The organism is Thalassolituus marinus (assembly GCF_020320395.1).
GTDB lineage: Bacteria > Pseudomonadota > Gammaproteobacteria > Pseudomonadales > Oceanobacteraceae > Venatoribacter > Venatoribacter marinus.
This window is the reverse complement of the sequence record NZ_JAEDAH010000097.1, coordinates 1-16,931: the sequence shown is the minus strand read 5'-3', so window position 1 is coordinate 16,931 and position 16,931 is coordinate 1. Positions and strand designations below refer to the sequence as shown.

General features: G+C 51.7%; 14 protein-coding genes and 5 tRNA genes. 10 read left to right on the top strand and 9 right to left on the bottom strand.

Features of this window, described 5'->3' with window-relative positions:
* Positions 1–258: 258 nt before the first annotated feature.
* Positions 259–2,226 carry a sensor domain-containing diguanylate cyclase gene (locus I9W95_RS15475; RefSeq protein WP_225676491.1) on the top strand — a complete coding sequence of 656 codons (1,968 nt, stop codon included), beginning with the start codon at positions 259–261 and terminating at the stop codon, positions 2,224–2,226.
* Between the two features lie 54 nt (positions 2,227–2,280).
* Here the strand turns inward: I9W95_RS15475 and I9W95_RS15470 are convergent, their stop codons facing one another.
* The 6 genes from I9W95_RS15470 to I9W95_RS15445 all read right to left on the bottom strand — a co-directional run bounded on the left by I9W95_RS15470 (position 2,281) and on the right by I9W95_RS15445 (position 4,948).
* On the bottom strand, positions 2,281–3,945 hold the full coding sequence (locus tag I9W95_RS15470; protein ID WP_318653625.1) for a methyl-accepting chemotaxis protein: 1,665 nt from the start codon (positions 3,943–3,945) through the stop codon (positions 2,281–2,283).
* Between the two features lie 193 nt (positions 3,946–4,138).
* A tRNA-Leu gene (locus I9W95_RS15465) sits at positions 4,139–4,225 on the bottom strand.
* Between the two features lie 56 nt (positions 4,226–4,281).
* Positions 4,282–4,368 (bottom strand) — tRNA-Leu (locus I9W95_RS15460).
* A gap of 194 nt (positions 4,369–4,562) precedes the next feature.
* A tRNA-Leu gene (locus tag I9W95_RS15455) sits at positions 4,563–4,649 on the bottom strand.
* Between the two features lie 74 nt (positions 4,650–4,723).
* Positions 4,724–4,810, bottom strand: a tRNA-Leu gene (locus I9W95_RS15450).
* 51 nt (positions 4,811–4,861) lie between these two features.
* A tRNA-Leu gene (locus tag I9W95_RS15445) sits at positions 4,862–4,948 on the bottom strand.
* A 181-nt stretch (positions 4,949–5,129) separates the two neighbouring features.
* Between I9W95_RS15445 and queA the strand changes: the two genes are divergently transcribed.
* The 6 genes from queA to I9W95_RS15415 all read left to right on the top strand — a co-directional run bounded on the left by queA (position 5,130) and on the right by I9W95_RS15415 (position 11,557).
* Positions 5,130–6,176 carry a tRNA preQ1(34) S-adenosylmethionine ribosyltransferase-isomerase QueA gene (queA, locus tag I9W95_RS15440; RefSeq protein WP_225676489.1) on the top strand — a complete coding sequence of 349 codons (1,047 nt, stop codon included), beginning with the start codon at positions 5,130–5,132 and terminating at the stop codon, positions 6,174–6,176.
* Complete coding sequence (tgt, locus tag I9W95_RS15435) at positions 6,173–7,321, top strand: tRNA guanosine(34) transglycosylase Tgt (protein WP_404818765.1); 1,149 nt, start codon at positions 6,173–6,175, stop codon at positions 7,319–7,321. The genes queA and tgt overlap by 4 nt, the downstream gene beginning before the upstream one ends.
* Positions 7,322–7,430: 109 nt before the next feature.
* A complete protein-coding gene (gene yajC / locus I9W95_RS15430; protein WP_263866237.1) occupies positions 7,431–7,796 on the top strand; it encodes a preprotein translocase subunit YajC in 366 nt (121 codons plus the stop codon).
* Positions 7,797–7,868: 72 nt separating this feature from the next.
* Positions 7,869–9,725, top strand: a complete 1,857-nt coding sequence (gene secD / locus I9W95_RS15425; RefSeq protein WP_225676487.1) for a protein translocase subunit SecD — start codon at positions 7,869–7,871, stop codon at positions 9,723–9,725.
* Positions 9,722–10,633, top strand: a complete 912-nt coding sequence (secF, locus tag I9W95_RS15420) for a protein translocase subunit SecF (protein WP_225676485.1) — start codon at positions 9,722–9,724, stop codon at positions 10,631–10,633. The genes secD and secF overlap by 4 nt, the downstream gene beginning before the upstream one ends.
* A gap of 72 nt (positions 10,634–10,705) precedes the next feature.
* On the top strand, positions 10,706–11,557 hold the full coding sequence (locus tag I9W95_RS15415) for a 23S rRNA (adenine(2030)-N(6))-methyltransferase RlmJ (protein WP_225676482.1): 852 nt from the start codon (positions 10,706–10,708) through the stop codon (positions 11,555–11,557).
* Between the two features lie 29 nt (positions 11,558–11,586).
* Here the strand turns inward: I9W95_RS15415 and I9W95_RS15410 are convergent, their stop codons facing one another.
* Positions 11,587–13,221: an AMP-binding protein gene (locus I9W95_RS15410; protein WP_225676480.1), complete on the bottom strand. Its 1,635-nt coding sequence runs from the start codon at positions 13,219–13,221 to the stop codon at positions 11,587–11,589.
* A gap of 255 nt (positions 13,222–13,476) precedes the next feature.
* Between I9W95_RS15410 and I9W95_RS15405 the strand changes: the two genes are divergently transcribed.
* Positions 13,477–14,595 (top strand): putative solute-binding protein, encoded by a 1,119-nt coding sequence (locus I9W95_RS15405; RefSeq protein ID WP_225676478.1) that lies wholly within the window; start codon positions 13,477–13,479, stop codon positions 14,593–14,595.
* Positions 14,596–14,598: 3 nt separating this feature from the next.
* On the opposite strand, the gene nhaR is transcribed toward I9W95_RS15405, so the two are convergent.
* Positions 14,599–15,501 (bottom strand): transcriptional activator NhaR, encoded by a 903-nt coding sequence (gene nhaR, locus I9W95_RS15400; protein ID WP_225676476.1) that lies wholly within the window; start codon positions 15,499–15,501, stop codon positions 14,599–14,601.
* A 110-nt stretch (positions 15,502–15,611) separates the two neighbouring features.
* On the opposite strand from nhaR, the gene I9W95_RS15395 reads away from it, so the two are divergent.
* Together I9W95_RS15395 and I9W95_RS15390 are read left to right on the top strand one after the other, a co-directional pair.
* Positions 15,612–16,331, top strand: a complete 720-nt coding sequence (locus I9W95_RS15395) for a Bax inhibitor-1/YccA family protein (RefSeq protein WP_225676474.1) — start codon at positions 15,612–15,614, stop codon at positions 16,329–16,331.
* Between the two features lie 104 nt (positions 16,332–16,435).
* Entirely contained in the window at positions 16,436–16,723 is a 288-nt protein-coding gene (locus I9W95_RS15390; RefSeq protein ID WP_225676472.1) for a hypothetical protein, read from the top strand.
* A gap of 4 nt (positions 16,724–16,727) precedes the next feature.
* On the opposite strand, the gene I9W95_RS18420 is transcribed toward I9W95_RS15390, so the two are convergent.
* The gene (locus tag I9W95_RS18420; RefSeq protein WP_263866236.1) at positions 16,728–16,856 is read right to left on the bottom strand and encodes a hypothetical protein; all 129 of its coding nucleotides are present in this window, start codon (positions 16,854–16,856) and stop codon (positions 16,728–16,730) included.
* Between the last annotated feature and the right edge of the window lie 75 nt (positions 16,857–16,931).

Below are 16,931 nucleotides of genomic sequence, written 5' to 3'. Positions count from 1 at the left end.
GCTTCCTTACAGCCCATACGGAAGCCAGAGTCGTTGTTATAGTCAGCGCGTTTTATAACAAGGGTGCGGTAAAAAAACTGTGAACAGCTCAGAAAAAGCTGACGAAATCCTGACAAACGGCTGACATTTGACGACCAAGTGAAGCTGTCGATTTGTTCCGTCGTATCCGGGTTGGCCCGATAACAGAAGACGCTTATGAAAAAATGAAATGGGAGAATTGACTGCTAGACTGAAAAGATCAGAAGAAAGGATGGCTTGATGACTCTCTCCCGTTTACTGCCGCTGTTGCTGCTTTTCAGTATTTCTTCCCTGACCTGTGCCGATAATGGTTCTGATGTACCAGAAAATGTCACCTCGTCTCCGGCCTATGTCGTTCCCCTCAGTGATATCCATTCCGGCGAAACCCTCGACCGTGAACTGCAGTATTTTGAAGATACGACAGCCGGATTTACCATTAATGATGCAGGTGGGTTCAGCTGGCAACATCATACTGGCCAGAAAATGGCGTTCGGGTATACGGATTCCGTATTCTGGTTTCGTCTGAATCTGCACAATGACAGTCCACACCGTCAGGAGCGTTTGCTGCGACTTTCATACCCGGTACTGGACGATGTTGCCTTGTATATACGCTCCGACAATCAGACAGAATGGTCGCTGATGGAACTTGGCGACAAACAGCCGTTTTCTGACCGCCCCCTGAAGCATCGTCATTTTGTCATCCCGCTGAGTATGGCTGCGGAGGAAACGCAGGATATTATTTTCCGCGTTCAGACCTCAAGCTCCATGCAGTTTCCTCTGTCGTTATGGGAAGAACGTGATTTCTTTATTGACGATCAGACTCAGGTTCTTGGGATGGGGCTTTACTACGGCATCATGCTGATTATGGTGTTGTATAACCTGTTTGTGTTTATGTCTGTACGCGAAGCTAATTACCTTTACTACGTAATGTATGTGGCCAGCATGGCCGGGTTTCTTGCCAGCTTACAGGGCATCAGCTTTCAGTATCTGTGGCCTGAGGCAACGCAGTGGAATGATCAGAGTATTGTTGTATTTCTGGCCGGTGTTGTGCTTTTTGCCGCTATTTTTACCCGGAATTTTCTGCGCCTGAAAAAAATACTCTGGGTAAATGTGTCATTTAAAATTGTGGCAGCTTCTTCCATTCTGATTGCATTGCTGAGTAACTTCATTGCATACCACACCATGATCCGGGTGCTGATTGCGACGGCGATTGTCGGAATAACACTGTCAATCTCGATGGGGGTCTGGCGCTGGGCTCAGGGTTATTCGGCGGCGCGTTATTACACTATTGCCTGGTCCTCGATGTTACTGGGCGGTGTCATTCTGGCGATGAACAAATTTAATATTATTCCGCGTAATGTATTTACCGAAAATATTATTCAGTTTGGCTCAGCGCTGGAAGTTATTCTGTTGTCGTTTGCACTGGCGGATCGTTTGAATCAGGAAAAGCGCGAACGCTTTGAAGCACAACTGGCGGCCTTTGAGCATGAAAAAGTCGCGCGTCATGCTCAGGAAGAAGCGCTTGAGCAGGAACGTAATGCACGACTGGCACAGGAAAAAGCGCTGGAGCACGAACGTGAAGCGAGGGAAGCTCAGTCTCAGGCGCTGGAAATTCAGAAGCGTGCGACTGAGACACTTGAATTGCGAGTGAAGGAGCGCACGCTGGAGCTGGAAAGTGCCAACCGTCAGCTGGAACTGATGAGTATTACGGATTCGTTGACGAATGTTCGTAACCGTCGTTTTTTCGATCAGATTATGGCGCGTGAGATGTCCCGGGCGCAGCGGGAGCGGGAAAGCATTGCGGTGGTGATGGTGGATGTCGATTACTTTAAGAAAGTTAATGACACTCACGGGCATCAGGCCGGTGACGATATTCTGCGTATTGTCGCTCAGACCATACGCCAGACGGTGCACAGAAATACTGATTTACTGGCCCGCTACGGTGGTGAAGAGTTTATTCTGATCCTGCCAAATACCGAAGTTGATGGCGCCCGTCATGTAGCAGAGTGTATTCGCAAAACGATTGCCAACCTGAAGCTCGACCGTATCGCTGAGGGGCTGAGCGTAACGGTGAGTCTGGGTGTGCATGCTGCCGTACCGAATAAAGATGATAATGCCGATGATTGGGTACGTTATGCTGATGAAGCTCTGTATTACGCCAAAGCTAATGGGCGCAATCAGGTCGTGTTGTATCGCAGCTACGATTAAGCGGACGCGCATAAAAAAGCCAGGCAATGCCTGGCTTTTTTATGCGCGTCATTTTCACTCGCTGCGGTAGCCTACACGGAAGCCGCCCCAGTGTTTGCCGTTTACATAAATCGGTACTGACAGGTCGTGCATAACTTCGCCGGTATCACGTTTGTAAGTTTGCAATAAAAACGGATTGGTGTGACTGCCACAACGGGCACCAGTGCGATCATTAAAGATACGTTTGGTACGGCTGTGGAGCAGATCGACAGCATAATCGCCAGTCATTGGCTGTGCAAACTTGCGGTTGTGAGTCGGGAAGTAGCCATTCTTATCCACCGCACCGGCATATGCGATGAAGCCATTGCGTTCAAGTATTGGTTCCTGAATCGCAGGGAAGGTTTCATCACTGAATGAATCGTAGGCTGTTGTGTATTTTTTAGGATTGGTACCCGCTACAAGCTGGTAGTTGGTATCAAAAACATCGGACTCTTTCAGTTTATTGTTCTGAATAGCTTGAGCCAGAATGCCTCCAATGGCTTCTGCGGCTTCTTTGGCCTCACGGATAACCGTATCGTGCGGCTCGCCCAGCTCAGTTGAGCCAAATGCTTCGTATATTTTTTCTGCCGTCTCTGACAACCCCAGTGAGCGCTCGGACATGGCAGAAATTTCCGCTTCCGTAGCCTGCAGACGCTTGCTGGTTTCCTGAACGATAGAAGAGATGTAACCGATGCTCTGACTGTTGGTCTGGACGCTGCTGGCTAGGTTGCTCACGTTCGCTTCAATAATTTCAGAACGATTGAAAATATCGTTCAGGTGCGTGCTGATCATTTGGGTTGTCTGCACGTTCTTATCGATGGTTACGGTCAGCGAGTGACTGTTCGAAACTGCGTTTTTGATTTCCGTATTGATCAGATTAACGGTGTCGCCGATCTGTTGTGTCGCATCAGAGGTTTTGGCTGCGAGAGCGCGTACTTCGTCAGCAACAACAGCAAATCCGCGGCCTTGTTCACCTGCGCGGGCCGCTTCAATGGCCGCGTTCAGTGCCAGCAGGTTGGTTTGTTCAGCAATATCGCTGATCACACGCGTAACTGCTTTGATCTCTTCGGATTTGGCTTCCAGCTGTGAAATAAGCTCCGCGTTGGTATTCACCTGATTTCGCGTGCCTTCCATTTGCGGAATACTTTCATCCACGGCTTTTTTACCGCTCAGGTTAATCTGTTTGGCTTCCACTGCTGCTTCAGCCGCTTCTTTGGTCTGTGACACCATTTCATCAACGGTTTCATGAATCTGAGAAGCCGAGACGGCAATCTGATTGGTGTCGGTGACTTCTTCGTGAATCTTGGCTTTCATCTGGTCGGCCGCGTAGGACATCTCCGCGGCGGCGATGGCAATTTTGCCGCTGTGTTCTGACAGCCTGGCGCGCAACTCAGAATAAATGGACAGCTGTTTATCGAGTTGCTCCATATCCTCCCGAACGTATTCCGGTAATGGAAAGCGCTTCGGATCATACTGCTGGCTGTGATGGGTAAGCCTGTGGGAAATCTGATGAGACAGAATGATTTGTGGGCGAATAACCATGCGGTACAGCAAAAATGCCGTTACCAGAGTGGCAATCAGGGTGGCGAAAACCGTTTTCAGAGAAATGAGTTCGGGCAGGTTGACTGCCTGCACGGCGACCAGAGCGCTGGCGAGACCGGCCACCGACGCTATCAGAATACGCTTCGCGTGCTTGTTCATTGGTTTCTCCTGAAAAGCTGATACTTCCAGAGTAGACAATCAACAGCAGGAGCGCGGAGAAAATAGTCTAAGAGGCAGGTGTTGCGGACTGATATCAACAGGCGGAGATTCAGCGGCTATGACTTTCGGCATAATGCTGACTTTTACGACAGTGCTTGCCAGGAAAAAGGACGGGGGAATTACTTAGAAGGAATGGTGCCGAAGGAGAGACTCGAACTCTCACGGGCGTGAGCCCACTGCGACCTGAACACAGCGTGTATACCAATTTCACCACTTCGGCTTACTGAATTGCCATTGTGCTTTTCAGCACATTCACCATCTGCCTGAGGAAGGAGATGGTGCCCAGGGAGAGACTCGAACTCTCACGGGCGTGAGCCCACTGCGACCTGAACACAGCGTGTATACCAATTTCACCACCTGGGCAATTCAGGCCGCGCATACTATCACCGGCTTTGGGGGTTGAACAGCTTTTTAGGAACTTTTTTATGAATATTTTTCAGTGCAGCGGACAATGGCCGTATTAATCATCAGCACAACGCAACTTGCGTGTGAATAGCTGTACGTTATTGAAACAGAATATATTTTTGGAGATTTCGTCAGGGAATCTGACTTAAGAATGGTGCCGAAGGAGAGACTCGAACTCTCACGGGCGTGAGCCCACTGCGACCTGAACACAGCGTGTATACCAATTTCACCACTTCGGCTTACCAGATTGTCAGTACCTTGCGATACCGTTCGCCTGATTTCTCAAGCAACACCATTCATCAGAAGAGAAGAATGGTGCCCAGGGAGAGACTCGAACTCTCACGGGCGTGAGCCCACTGCGACCTGAACACAGCGTGTATACCAATTTCACCACCTGGGCATCAGTGCGTGATTAAATCATCGCAACTAACGACTGACCTGCTCTTTTGCTTGGTACCAGAGGCCGGACTCGAACCGGCACACCCGCAAAGGCGGGGGATTTTGAATCCCCTGCGTCTACCAATTTCGCCACTCTGGCGCATCAGTAGCTCGTCAGTGGCGCGCATAATACCCGGTCTATTGTGTCTGTCAACAACTTTTTTCTAATGATTTCCTTAACTTACCGCCTTATCTCCAGTATTCTTGCGCCAGTTTTTTGCTATCACTCCGCCTGACGCTGAGGCTTCGGCCCGTTCTGAGGCACCTGTCTGAACATTGTTATGAAAACCAGTGATTTTTACTTCGATTTGCCTGATGAGCTGATCGCACGCTACCCGATGGCGGAACGCAGTGCGTCTCGTCTGTTATGCCTGAACGGCAGTAGCGGAGAACTCGCACACCACACCTTCCGCGATATCCTGGATATGCTGCAGCCAGGGGATCTGCTGGTCTTTAATAATACCCGCGTCATTCCTGCACGCCTGTATGGTGAAAAAGCCAGTGGCGGAAAGCTGGAAGCGCTGATTGAGCGTGTCACCGGTGAGCATGAGGCGCTGGCCCACCTGCGTTCATCCCGTTCACCAAAGCCAGGCACCCGTATCTTTCTGGAAGGTGTAGAAGTAGAAGTTACTGGTCGCCAGGGGGCGCTGTTCGAACTTAAATTTCTCGACGAACGCCCGTTGCTGAATATTCTGGATGAAGTAGGCCATATGCCATTGCCTCCTTATATGGAGCGCGACGATGCAGAAGAAGACCGCGAACGTTACCAGACGGTTTATGCCGAGAAGCCCGGAGCGGTGGCTGCGCCAACGGCGGGTCTGCATTTTGATGAGCCGCTACTGCAGGCGTTGAAGGATAAAGGCGTAAACTTTGCGTTCGTTACCTTGCATGTCGGGGCGGGAACCTTTCAGCCTGTGAAGGTCGAAAACGTCAACGAACACGAGATGCATGCAGAATACATTGAAGTGGGTCCTGATGTTGTTGACGCCGTTAAGGCGACCCGGGCTGCGGGCAAGCGGGTTGTGGCTGTTGGGACTACTTCGGTACGCAGCCTGGAAAGTGCGAGTACCTCGGGCGAGATCGCTCCATTCTATGATGAGAGCCGTATCTTTATTTACCCGGGCTATCGTTTCCGCAGTGTTGACGCCATGATTACCAACTTTCACCTGCCTGAGTCCACGCTCATCATGCTGGTATCGGCATTTGCCGGTAAAGACAACACCATGGCTGCCTATGATGTGGCTGTGCAGGAGAAATACCGTTTCTACAGTTATGGCGACGCGATGTTTCTGTCGCAGCCGGAATTACCTATCGGGGAAAACGCATGAGCCGCGAATGTTTTATGAAGTTTGACCTGCATAAGCAGGACGAAGACAGCAAAGCCCGTCGTGGCCAGATTACCTTCCCGCGCGGCACCATTCAGACTCCGGCGTTTATGCCTGTCGGTACCTACGGTACGGTGAAGGGCCTGACGCCAGCCCAGATTAAAGATCTGGGTGCTGAGATCATTCTGGGCAACACTTTTCACCTGATGCTGCGCCCAGGCACAGAGATCATCAAACTGCATGGTGATCTGCACGATTTTATCGGCTGGGATAAGCCGATTCTGACTGATTCCGGTGGTTTTCAGGTATTCAGCCTTGGTGATATGCGTAAGATTACCGAAGAGGGGGTTGCCTTCCGCTCTCCGGTGAATGGCGAAAAGGTGATGATGACGCCGGAAAGCTCAATGCAGGTTCAGCGTGATCTGGGCTCCGACATCGTGATGATCTTTGACGAGTGCACGCCGTACCCGGCTACTGAGAAAGAGGCGGCAGATTCCATGCGCCTGTCGCTGCGCTGGGCAAAGCGTTCTAAAGACGCACATGGAGAAAACCCTTCAGCGCTGTTCGGTATTATTCAGGGTGGCATGTATGAGGACCTGCGTGATGAGTCGCTGGCTGGCCTGCTGGATATAGGCTTCGATGGTTATGCCATTGGTGGTCTCAGTGTGGGTGAACCCAAAGACGATATGATGCGCGTGCTTAAGCATATTGCGCCAAAAATGCCGCAGGATAAGCCGCGCTACCTGATGGGCGTGGGTAAGCCGGAAGATCTGGTGGAAGGCGTGCGCCGTGGCGTGGATATGTTCGACTGTGTGATGCCGACCCGCAACGCGCGTAACTCGCACATCTTTACTTCAACCGGTGTCATTAAGCTGCGTAATGCCGCGCATAAGACCGACAATGGTCCGATTGATGCTGAATGTGATTGCTACACCTGTAAGAATTTCAGCCGTGCCTACCTGCATCACCTTGATAAATGTAAAGAAATTCTGGGTGCCACTTTAAATTCGATTCATAACCTCCATTATTACCAGACGCTGATGGCCGGTTTGCGCCGCTCACTGGAAGAAGGTACATTTGCCGGGTTTGTTGATGAGTTCTATGCCAAACGGGGCATGAAGACCCCGCCACTCGAGCAGGACTCCTGAGCCAGGGAATAACGTCACTCTGCGTGCGCAGAGTGACCTGAAGATATTTGTTCGAAGACATTTGAGGGCGCGACATATTCGTGTCACATGAAATTGGGAGAATCCTTCTATGAAAGCAATTCTGGCCGCTCTGGCTTTAACAACTTCCTCTATGGCTCTGGCCGAGGGCGGTGCAGCACCAGCTGAACCAATGGGTATGATGGGCCAGCTGATTTTCCTGGGTGGCTTCCTGGTGATCTTCTACTTCCTGCTGTGGCGTCCACAGAGCAAGCGTCAGAAAGAACACAAAAACCTGATCGGCGGCCTGGCCAAAGGTGATGAAGTGGTTACTGCTGGCGGTATGCTGGGTAAGGTCATCAAAGTAACCGACGATTTCGTGGTTATTGAAGTTTCTGACGGTGTTCAGCTGCCGATTCAGAAAGTGGCTGTGACTGCAGCGCTGCCAAAAGGCACTATCAAAGATCTGAAAGCCTGAGTCTGACTCAGCCAACAGACGGTCTCCGCGGAGGCCGTCTTTGTTTTAAGAATAAGGACCAAGGGCAGTTCTATGCTCAATAAATACCCTTTGTGGAAAAACCTCCTCATCATGGCGGTACTGGTGTTTGCCTGTATTTACGCCGCTCCTAACCTTTATCCACCTGATCCTGCGATCCAGGTTACTCCGGCACGCTCTGGCGCTGAAATGTCTGAGCAGGTGCTCAGTCAGGTGCGAGAAGCTCTGGGTGATAAGCAGATTGAATTTTTCGGTGAGGAAGTAAAGGGCAGTACTGCGCTGTTTCGCCTGACTGCAACCGACAATCAGTTGCCGGCTAAAGACGCAGTGCAGCGTTTATTGGGCGATGAATATATTGTTGCTCTTAACCTGGCGCCAACCACGCCAGAGTGGTTGCTGAACATGGGTGCTGGCCCGATGACCCTGGGTCTGGACCTGAGCGGTGGTGTGCACTTCCTGATGGAAGTGGATATGGAAGAATACCTGAAAGGTAAAATGACCAACTACCGTGAAGAATTCCGTAACCGTCTGCGTGAAGAAAACCTGCGCTATCGCCGCATTCAGCTCGACGATGGCAAAGTCGTTATCAGTTTTGTCGATGCAGCTGTGCGCAGTGAAGGCAGCAGCTTTATCAGTCGCAACTATCCTGAGTTTCTGCGTGAAGAAAAGGATGGTGAATATGCCGATCTGGTACTGACCATCACCGAGCAGAAAATCAAAGAATTCGAAAACTACGCCATCAAACAGAACCTTACGACCCTGCGTAACCGGGTTAACGAACTGGGTGTAGCTGAGCCTCTGGTACAGCGCCAGGGCCGTAACCGCATCGTAGTGGAACTGCCGGGTGTGCAGGACACTGCTGAAGCGAAAAAAATTCTGGGTAAAGCCGCTAACCTTGAGTTCCGCCTCGAAGCTGAGCCAGGTGCCAGTCGCTTTGCAACAGAAGAGTATGGTTTCCGTAGCGAAGAGCGCCGTACCGCACGGCTGGAAAAGAAAATCATCACCACCGGCGACAGCGTGACCAACGCCCAGCCATCATTTGATGAAAATGGTTTCCCACAGGTAAATATCGATCTGGACTCCAAAGGCGGCGCGGTGATGACTCAGGTCACCCGTAAAGCGGTTGGCAAGCGCATGGCGGTGCTGTTTGTAGAGCGTAAGCCTAAAACCACCTATGACGTGGTGGATGGCAAGGAAGTCGCTAAGACCGTACAGGTAGTAGAAAAATCCATCATTTCTCTGGCAACTATCCAGAGCACGCTGGGCAACAGCTTCCGTATTACCGGTCTGGAGTCTGCTGAAGCGTCTGAGCTGGCGCTGTTGCTGCGTGCTGGTGCTCTGGCAGCGCCGATGTACTTTGTCGAAGAACGTACCGTTGGTCCAAGCCTGGGTAAAGAAAACATTGAGCAGGGTGTAAATTCCGTGATTCTGGGTCTGGCACTGGTGCTGGGTCTGATGGCGATTTACTACCGCCTGTTTGGTATGGTGGCGAACATTGCGCTGCTGGCCAACATTGTCATTCTGATTGCACTGATGTCGATGATTGGTGCCACGCTGACGTTACCGGGTATTGCTGGTATCGTATTGACCGTCGGTATGGCGGTGGATGCCAATGTACTGATTTTCTCGCGTATTCGAGAAGAACTTAAGGCGGGCCGCTCACCGCAGCAAGCCATCAATGAAGGTTATAACCGTGCTTTCCTGACCATTTTCGATGCCAACCTGACCACTCTGATCGTTGCCGTTATTCTGTTCGCAGTCGGTACTGGTCCGGTGAAAGGTTTCGCCGTTACCCTGTCATTCGGCATTATCACCTCCATGTTTACTGCCATCATGCTGACCCGTGCGATTGTTAACGCGATTTATGGTGGTCGTCGCATTGATTCACTGTCCATCGGAGGTCGCGTATGAACACCAATTTTGATTTTATGCGCCTGCGTAAGGCGGCAATGATTCTGTCGTTGTTGCTGATCGTGGTGTCGGTGGCCTCCATCGCCACCCGTGGTCTGAATCTGGGGCTGGATTTTACCGGTGGTACGTTGCTGGAAGTTCAGTACGAAAATGCAGAAGCGCTGGATAAGATTACCTCCACCCTGAATAACGCTGGCTACCGTGATGTTACGGTGCAGAACTTCGGCTCTGAAACCGACGTGCTGGTGCGTATGTCGGAAGCCTTCCGAGATAATCTGGGCAATGAGGTTCTGGCTGTTCTGCAGCAGGAATCCGCCGGTAACCAGCTGACGCTGCTGCGCAGTGAGTTTGTGGGCGCCCAGGTTGGTGAAGAGCTGCGTGACGAAGGTGGTCTGGCGTTGTTGCTGGCACTGTTTATCGTGATGATTTACGTGGCGGCACGCTTCCAGTTCAAATTCTCAGTCGGTGCTGTGGCTGCCTTGTTCCACGATGTCATCATCATTATCGGTCTGTTCTCGCTGTTCCAGTGGGAGTTCGACCTGACGGTAATGGCAGCATTGCTGGCGGTTATCGGTTACTCGCTGAATGATACCATCGTGGTATCGGACCATATTCGTGAAAACTTCCGCGTGCTGCGCCGTGGCGACGCCGCTGAAGTGATTAACTTCTCCATCAATCAGACGTTGGGTCGTACCATTATGACTTCCTTAACCACAGCCCTGGTGCTGCTGGCGCTGATGGTTGTGGGCGGTGATATCATTCACAACTTCTCTGTCGCACTGATGATCGGTGTTGTCGTGGGTACCTATTCATCGGTATTCGTGGCTTCCAGCATCCTGATGAGTATGAACATCAGTCGCGAAGACCTTATTCCACCAGAAGTGGAAGAAATCGACGACCGCCCATAAGGCAACGTCAACCTAATAAAAACGCATCTTCGGGTGCGTTTTTTCGTTTTTATCCGCTAGCACAGGTCATTTATGCTCAGCTATCGTCACGCTTTTCACGCCGGCAATTTCGCCGATGTACTGAAACACCTGATTCAGGTCGATATCCTCAGCTATCTGCAGCAGAAAGATAAACCCTTTGTGTACATCGACACGCACTCCGGAGCTGGTCTGTATTCTTTTAACAGTGAAGAAGCGGAAAAGAATGCGGAATATGAAACGGGCATTACCCGCCTGAAAGCCAGACCCGTGGCAGGCTGTGAAGACTATCTGCAAGTGGTTGCTCAGGTGAAGCCGGAATATGACCGCAGCAGTATTTCGCCTGACAGTCTGTACCCTGGTTCACCGCGTATTGCACAGATTATGCTGCGTGAGCAGGACAGGGCACAGCTGTTTGAATTACACCCGCAGGACCATCAGCGCCTGGATGAACTGATGCGCCGTGACCGTCGTATTACGGTATCCAAATCGGATGGTTTCAAGGGGCTGGTCGCCGCATTGCCGCCGAAGGAGCGCCGCGGACTGGTACTGATTGATCCGCCGTACGAAGTGAAAAGCGATTACGACACCGTGGTATCAACACTGGAAAAAGCACATCGACGATTTGCCACTGGCATTTATGCTCTGTGGTATCCGGTGGTTGATCGTGCGCGTATTGAGCAGATGGTTCAGGGACTGAAGAAGACCGGTATCCCGCGCATTCAGTTATTCGAGCTCGGGCTGAGCGCAGATACCGAAGGCCGTGGTATGACATCGTCTGGCATGATTGTGATTAATCCACCATGGACGTTAAAAAATAAAATGGATGAACTGCTGCCGCAGCTGGCTGAACGTCTTGGAGGCGAGCAGGGCGTATGGAAAAGTGAAGAGCTGGCCGGCGAGTAACCGGCCAGTTCCGGGCCAACGATTTCTGCTTAAACAACCACCGCCTGGGTGTGGTTCTGCTGAATCACATCCTGATATTTACCTTCAATCAGATGGCGTTTGATTTTCAGAGTGGGGGTCAGCAAGCCATTTTCCACGCTCCAGCTGTCGTTTATAACGATCAGGCTGTCGAGTCGTGCATGACTTTCCAGCTTGGCGTTAACCTTTTTCAGCGTTTTCTCAAGGCTGTGGCGAATATGCGAGCTATCATGAGCTTTTGCTTCCGGGGTCAGTACTACCAGAGCAACAGGTTGCTTGAGATTACTGCCAGTAACACAGATCTGCTCAATCAACGGGTTTTCCATCAGCAGTGATTCAATCGGTACCGGGGCTACATACTTACCTTTCGCTGTCTTGAATATTTCCTTCAAACGGCCGGTGATTTTAACGTAGCCTTCGCTGTCTATTTCGCCTTTGTCACCCGTGCGCAGCCAGCCATCGTCAGTGAATGCTTCGGCTGTTTTTTCAGGCTCCAGGTAATACTCCTGCATCACACACGGGCCTTTCAGCTGGATCTCTCCGTCATCAGAAATACGCAGACCAACACCTTCATAAGCCCGGCCAATGGTGCCGATTTTCTCGTGTCGGAATGGATAGCTGGTCGTGCCAAGACCATTGTTTTCAGACATACCCCAGCCTTCACAGATCTGAATGCCGAGCTTTTCATACCAGTGAATCGTTGCAGGTGATATCGGTGCCGAACCTGAACCGAACAGGCGGGTATCACCAAAGCCCAACTGTTTGCGAATTTTTCGGGCGACCAGTGTCCTGATGATTGGAATGCTAAGCAAACGGTTCAGTTTGGCTGGTGGGACTTTGGCCAGCACACCCATCTGGAAACGTGTCCACAGGCGTGGTACTGAAATGAAAATGGTTGGAGAAACTTCGCGCAGGTTGTCGGCGAAGGTATCCAGCGATTCGACGAAAGACACGGAAAAGCCGTTGTACAGGCTGGCACCCTCCACATAAACGCGCTCAGTGATATGCGCCAGTGGCAGATAGCTCAGCATGCGTTCTTTATTCGTTACTTTCAGCGTGTCGGCCAGTGCCTGGCAACTCCAGGCGTACGAGCCGAACGTGTTAATAACCCCTTTCGGGTTTCCGGTGCTGCCCGAGGTGTAGATGATGGTCATCACATCGTTGGCAGCTGGAATCGGCGAACTTGCCAATGCGGGTTGTTGCAGTAATTCATGCCAGCGGTAATGAGCCGGAATATCTCCGTAGGGGAACGCGAAGCGGGTTATGCTCTCATCGATGGCTGCGCACTGATTGATGGTGTCATCCAGTTTGCCAACGAAAATGGCTTTACAGTTACTGTGAGTCAGCACATAGCGAATCGTTTCCTGACCTGCGGTGGCGTAAATCGGCACCGATACATGACCGGCCATGGCTATGGCCAGATCGGTGATAAACCACTCGGCGCAGTTTTTCGACAGAATGGCAATATGGCTGCCTTGCTCGTAGTTCTGAGCGATCAGTGCACTGGCGATTCGTCGCACCTGTTCGGCGACCTGTTTCCAGCTCAGCTCATGAAAAATACCGTCAACGGGCTGACGCAGGTATACGTCATCCGGCGTGGTCTTTTCCCAGTGATAAAGCATCTCGAGCGGTGTTTTAACCTGCATAGACTGTTCCCTGTTATTTTTATTTTAACTGTCAGACCACGTTAAACATTTCCTTTCCGGCGTGCTGTAAAAATTCGTAAATAGCTGAACTTATGCTCAGCAAAGGCCGATCTGTACAGTAATTCGGGCCATTGTGTGGCGATGGCCGCAATTCACCGTTGTATGGCGCAAAGCCACATTGTTAGATCAGGACGGCGTTTATCTAATGCCCGGCCTGATAATAATGACTCACCACACTCTGTTGGGAACATAACAATGAAAGGGATACTCAGCCTGTTACTGGTGTCGCTGACGTTACTGGCACCTGTCACCCAGGCAGCCGATGATTTAAGCGATCGCAAGAAGGAGCGGCGGCGCGCAACCGTGATGGGGCAGCACCTGCCGCTGGAAAAGCGTATTCGGGCACTGCGTCAACTGTATGGTGATCAGCTGGAGGGGGGCAAGATCGTTCGCAGTTTCTGCGTCTGGGATATGCTCGGTAAATCCGGTCCGGTATACGCGACGGTAGAGGATCAGACGCTGCGTTCATTGCACTATGGTCTGCAACTTACGGTGGTGCCTTATCAGACCGAATCAGAACTGATAAATGATCTGAAAAACGGTACTTGCGATGCAGCCCTGATGAGCGGCAGCCGTGCGCTGGAATTCAATCGTTTCGCCGGCACGGTCGAAGCGCTGGGTGCAGTCCCGGATACCAACCACCTGCAGACCCTCATTCAGGTAATGGCCAGTCCGAAAATGGCGGACAGGCTCGAAGGCAATGGCTATGTGGTGATGGGGGTTGCTTCGCTGGGAGAGAATTACCTGTTCGCACGCAGCGAAGATATTTCTGGCCCGGGCAGTCTGAGCGGAAAAACAATAGCGGTGCCTCAGCATGACCAGTCGCTGCAGACTCTGGGCAAACAGCTGAAAGCGGTTGTGTCGGGTGGCGAGCAGCTGGGCATTGTGCAGCAGTTCGTATCGGGTCAGAGTGACAGCATGCTGGCGCCGCTGGTGGCCTTCTACGCCGCAGGAGCAGGGCAGGCCGGGGAAGAGGTTAAAATTCTCAACTACCCGTTATCACAGTCGACAATCCAGCTGATCGGGCGCCAGGAGCGCTTCCCGACTGAGCTTGCTCAGATGCTGCGCGAAGACTTTCTGTTTAAGTTTCCGCAGTACGTGAAACGCCTGGAAAAGGAACGTACCAATATTCGCGCCAGTCTGTGGCGTGACATGGCACAGCTTGATCAGTCTGCTTTTGAACAGCGCATGCAGAAGCTGCGTTTGTACATGCGGGATCGTGGTGACTACGACGCCAGTATGCTGAAGCTGGCACGTAAGGTGCGCTGCAAAACTGATCCGCAACGCACGGAGTGTGTTAACCCGGTTGAGTAATACTTAACTGAATAACGTATCAGTCGCCTTGTCGGTAATTTCCCGCACCGCCTGGTGACTGATCTTCCGCTCGGCAGAAATGGCATAAAACTCCTGTACCAGATCTTCTACCTCGCCGATGCAATGCACGCCGAACTGATGACATATTTCGTCGCGAATGGCTGATGGAGCAAAGAAGAACCCATGACCTTCACTACCAAATGCCTGCAGCAAGGCTGAATCGTCGAACTCACCACTGATGCGTACGCTCAGCTGCATGCGGTTGAGCCAGCTGAGTAGTTCTGTACGCAGACCTGAGGCGTTATCAGTAGGCAGTAACAATGGAGCGTCATGCAGGCAGGCGGGAAAGCTTCCCGGATATTCCTGCAGAAGGCTTGGGGCGGCAAAGCACGCCAGCGGGCTGCGGCCAAGCAGGTGATTGAAACAGCGCACATTCATACCAGAGGGGATGGGGCTGTCGGCCAGTACCAGATCAAGGCGGTGCACGGCCAGTTCGCCCAACAGCACTGGCATCTGCTCTTCATGGCAGATGATGCGCATACGTCCAGGACCGGTCAGTGCCGGTGTCAGCAGGCGGTGCGCGATAGATTTTGGCAGTGCGTCCACGATGCCAACGCGAAACTCTGCCGGACGTTCAGCGGTTCCCTGATGCATTACTTCCTGCAGTTCGTCACCAAGGCGGAACATCTCGCGCGTGTAATCGAGTACAACCCGACCGGCATCCGTTAGTTCCAGGCCCCGACCCGCCTTGGCGAACAGTTGATTACCGAGCTGGTCTTCCAGCAGGCGTAACTGACCACTGATGGTTTGTGGCGTCACATTGAGACGGCGAGCGGCGGCGTGAACGCTTCCTTCTTCCGCCACCGCGTGAAAATACTGCAGATGCTTGTAGTTCAGGCGTTTCACATAAACCTCAACTGCTCGAAAAAACCGAACAAATAGCTTAAGATAATTCGAATATTATTTTCTATTGACGCTGACTACAATGATTTTCAATTGATCAACAGGAGTTGAAAATGAACCGTCCTGATTATCTGAATATGAAATCAAATTCTCATGCAGAGCCTGTGGTTCTGGATGCAGCCCCTCAGGGTAACACCTACGAGGTTGCTACGGATGGCCGCAAGGTTCTGCGAAACACTTACGCACTGCTGTCTATGACACTGGTATTCAGCGCTGCGGTAGCGGGTATGTCTATGGCCTTTAACTGGCCGCACCCGGGTCTGATTCTGACTCTGGTGGGCTATTTCGGCTTGCTGTTCCTGGTTGAAAAGACCAAGAACTCTGCGGCAGGTATCGCATCGGTATTTGCTCTGACTGGCTTTATGGGCCTGACGCTGGGACCGATTGTGTCGGCCTACGCCAAGCTGCCTGGTGGTACAGAGATGGTGATGACCGCTCTGGGTGCTACTGGTGTGATCTTCTTCGCGATGTCCGGTTGGGTACTTGCTACTGGCAAGGAACTGAGCGGCATGGGTAAGACTCTGACGGTAGGTATTCTGATGGCATTTGTGCTGTCTATTGCCAATATCTTCATGGGTCTGCCAATGGTGTCGCTGGCGGTATCTGGCATGTTCGTCCTGCTGATGAGCGGCCTGATCGCTTACCAGACCAGTGCGATTATTCATGGCGGCGAAACCAACTACATCTCCGCGACCGTAACTCTGTACGTATCGATCTACAACCTGTTCCTGAGCCTGCTTCAGATTCTGGGTGTGATGGGTTCGGACGAGTAAAACCCCTTTAGGAATTCTCTGTGCTCGAGAAGTTGGCCGCAGTTCTGGATGGGAACTGCGGTTTTTTTTCGTCTGTAGTCAGGGGAGTTGTCTAAACTGGGAGAATGAGAACATTCATACTATTGCTTATTTTCACGCCATTGCTTGCTCAGGCTGAGGACATTTGCCGTGACAAGGATGCTAAGGCTGCCGGCGATGAAAAGGCACTGAGTTACTTCCGTCAGAAAGGAGAGATCTTTCATCCGGCCAGGGTGCAGAAGGTTCACCATCCCAGCCGCTTCAAGGAAGTGGCCAGTTACGTGCGTTACGGCGATAAGCACTACACCATCTTCACGCTGGTCAACACCGACTGTGTTGCCCATTTCCGCAAGCGTACGCGCCAGGGCGATTGAACACTTAACCGGTTGAGTCTTTCGGGCGGGTCCAGATCAAAAGCAGGCAAAGAGCAGAGCAGGCCAGTTGCGCCATGACGACGGCGGTAATGCTTTCCGGCAGCAACGCAGACAGCGCTGAAATAAGGTTCATCGCACTTTACCGGGAAACGCCGCTTTGATTTTCAAAAAGAAGTAGTCGTTGTCCCGGTACCCATACGCCATTCTC